This window comes from Moorena sp. SIO3B2 (assembly GCF_010692525.1).
Taxonomy (GTDB): domain Bacteria; phylum Cyanobacteriota; class Cyanobacteriia; order Cyanobacteriales; family Coleofasciculaceae; genus Moorena; species Moorena producens.
On the sequence record NZ_JAAHHE010000570.1, the window covers coordinates 1 to 3,076 of the forward strand.

General features: G+C 44.1%; 4 protein-coding genes. 3 read left to right on the plus strand and 1 reads right to left on the minus strand.

The window, feature by feature from the left end:
• The 3 genes from F6K38_RS38120 to lpxA form a co-directional block, all read left to right on the plus strand.
• Positions 1 to 439: UDP-3-O-acyl-N-acetylglucosamine deacetylase (locus tag F6K38_RS38120; RefSeq protein WP_287360146.1), on the plus strand; the 439-nt coding region annotated here is incomplete at its 5' end.
• A gap of 18 nt (positions 440 to 457) precedes the next feature.
• The gene (gene fabZ, locus F6K38_RS38125; RefSeq protein ID WP_008180185.1) at positions 458 to 970 is read left to right on the plus strand and encodes a 3-hydroxyacyl-ACP dehydratase FabZ; all 513 of its coding nucleotides are present in this window, start codon (positions 458 to 460) and stop codon (positions 968 to 970) included.
• A gap of 402 nt (positions 971 to 1,372) precedes the next feature.
• The gene (gene lpxA / locus F6K38_RS38130; protein WP_287265214.1) at positions 1,373 to 2,167 is read left to right on the plus strand and encodes an acyl-ACP--UDP-N-acetylglucosamine O-acyltransferase; all 795 of its coding nucleotides are present in this window, start codon (positions 1,373 to 1,375) and stop codon (positions 2,165 to 2,167) included.
• 101 nt (positions 2,168 to 2,268) lie between these two features.
• Here the strand turns inward: lpxA and F6K38_RS38135 are convergent.
• A partial coding sequence (locus tag F6K38_RS38135; protein WP_502709648.1) for a calcium-binding protein occupies positions 2,269 to 3,076 on the minus strand: 808 nt, incomplete at its 5' end.

Below are 3,076 nucleotides of genomic sequence, written 5' to 3' on the forward strand. Positions count from 1 at the left end.
AACTCGATTTACCTATGGCATTGACTTTGCGTTACCAGCGATTGGTAAACAATGGTATAGTTGGACTCCAGAAAAGGACAATTTTGCTGATGCGATCGCACCAGCTCGTACCTTTGGCTTGGCTGATCAAATTGACCAGTTGCGCGATCGCGGTTTAATTAAAGGTGGTAGCTTGGAGAATGCTCTGGTTTGTGGTCAACACGGATGGGTTAATCCTCCCTTACGATTTTCAAATGAGCCAGTACGTCATAAACTTTTAGACTTAGTAGGGGATTTGAGTTTATTAGGACGTTTTCCTGTTGCTCATATCCTGGCCTATAAAGCTAGCCACCATCTCCATGTCCAACTTGCCAAAAAGCTGGCTGAACGCATGGGTTGCAAGTTAAACACAAAGAAGGTTGAACCTTTAAAAATTAACAAACTAACCTGCAATCTGTAATTTTATTAAAGTATGCTTATGTCCACATTGACTGACGTTAACACGCCAAATAACTCTACCGGAACTACCAAGGATGTAAATGATGACTCATCGACTAAAACAGTTCTAACCGTCGAAGACATTCATAAACTACTCCCCCATCGGTATCCTTTCGCATTAGTTGATCGGATTATTGACTATGTTCCAGGTAAAAGAGCTGTAGGTATCAAAAATGTTACCTTCAACGAACCTTTTTTTCAAGGACATTTTCCTGGACGACCCTTGATGCCTGGGGTGATGATCGTGGAAGCTATGGCTCAGGTTGGCGGGATTGTATTAACCCAAATGCCCGATAGTCCTGAGGGATTATTCGTATTTGCAGGGATTGACAAAGTTCGTTTTCGGCGTCCCGTAGTGCCAGGAGATCAACTGGTGATGACTGCGGAACTGTTGTCCATCAAGCGCAGTCGTTTTGGTAAGATGCACTCAGTTGCTACTGTTGATGGTAAGAAAGCAGCAGAAGGCGAGCTTATGTTCTCTATAGTGGATTAAAACATGATTAGCAAGAGCTTAGAAAGTTATTTAGTTGTTCGCCTTTGGCGTCCCTTTTAGGGTAGGTTATTTGCTTGAAAGTTATTTGGTTGTTCGCCTTTGGCGTCCCTTTTAGGGTAGGTTATTTGCTTGAAATACTTGACTTTGGAGGTTAAAAGTTAATGTTATATATTATGACTACAACCTGCAACATTAAACCTTAAACCTGCAACAGTCAACCTTAACCCTTAAACCTGCAACAGTCAACCTTAACCTTTCAACATTAAACCTTAAACCTGCAACCTTTAACCTTCAACCTTTAACCTGCAACCTGCAACCTGCAACAGTCAACCTTAACCTTTCAACCTGCAACCTGCAACCTGCCAGTATTGTTAGTCATTGGTCACTTTGGTGTTTGGAAAATTGGCAACACTTATTCATCCTACTGCTGTTATCCATCCTGGTGCTGAACTACACCCGACAGTTCAGATTGGTGCCTACGCGGTGATCGAAGATAATGTGAAAGTTGGTCCAGAAACAACCATTGGTGCCCATGTGGTTCTTTCTGGACCAATGGAGATCGGAGCCAGGAATCAAATCTTTCCAGGAGCAGTACTGGGTTCGGAACCCCAAGACCTCAAGTATGATGGTGCTCCTAGCTGGGTGAGAATTGGTGATAATAATCTAATTCGAGAGTACGTCACCATTAACCGAGCCACCGGGGCAGGAGAAGCAACTGTAATTGGCAATGGCAATATGCTAATGGCTTATAGTCATGTTGCTCACAATTGTGTAATTGAAGATTATGTAATTATCGCTAATGGAACTGCTATAGCGGGTCACGTTTATATTGAGTCCCAGGTGAGAATTAGTGGGGTGTTGGGAATTCATCAATTTGTCCAAATTGGACGTCTAGCTATGGTGGGTGGGATGAGTCGCATTGACCGGGATGTTCCACCCTATATGCTAGTTGAGGGGAATCCATCCCGAGTGCGATCGCTTAACTTAATCGGTCTTAAACGGGCTGGACTGACAACTGGTGAGATTAGACAGCTAAAAAATGTATTCCGGAAGCTCTATCTTTCAGGACAACCGTTCACTCAAGCCCTCCAAACTTTGGAATTGCCACCAGATAACCCACATGTGCAGCACCTGCATCAGTTTTTGCAGTTGTCTGTCATGGAAGGTCGTCGGGGTTTGATTCCTGGTCGTCGGTGAAAAGGGTAAAGGTTATCAAGGTTTATTTCAAATTCCTTTTACCTTTAACCTTTACCCTTTGCTAACCTATTTTAGAGATTCTTAATTAAGAAAATAGGAGATTAAAACACAAAATCTGCTTCTGTGATATCACCAGAATCTACACCAGTCAAGACAGCTAATGGTTGATTATTGATGGTGGTGATTATGGTATCGTCATTTTGTTCAAAAATCGAAATCTGGCCAAAGGTCAGACCATCTAACTGCAACAGATCTTCGCCATCGGTAAAGTCAGTGATGGTGAGTTTGCCTACTGTTGACAAGACAAAGGTATCTTGCCCACTGCCACCAGTTAAAATGTCATCTCCTGGGCCACCGATCAGGGTATCGTCATCATTTCCGCCTTCGAGGGTATCCTGACCATTGCCACCTTTGAGGGTGTCATGACCGTCCCCTCCAAACAGTTGATCGTCACCGTCACCACCGTCGAGGTAGTCTTCCCCAGCAAAGCCTAGAAGGGTATCTTGACTGTTAAGCCCTTTGATAATATCGTCACCTCCGCCACCTTCAAGGCTGTCATTGTTGGAAGTACCGATTAGAGTAACACCAGCTTCCTCAAAGCTAAGGTTGTCAAGGGCGAAGCGGAAAGCAGCGGCATCATTGAAATCGATCACGACCCGGTCTATTGGTGTACTAATACCAGAAAGGGAGAACAGACCCTCGGTAAAGCTTGGCTGTGAACTAGTATCGACTGCGATCGTATTTACCAATGTGGAGCCATCATCAAACAGTTCCACTGTAAAACCAGGTGTGAGAGTAGCAAAGGTACTCAGCGCCACCCCAAACTCAAGCTCGGAAACCGGTGCATCAAAGTCAAGGGTTAGGATTCCGGCGGCATCACCTTCCAAACTCGGATCTTGTACAAAAGCA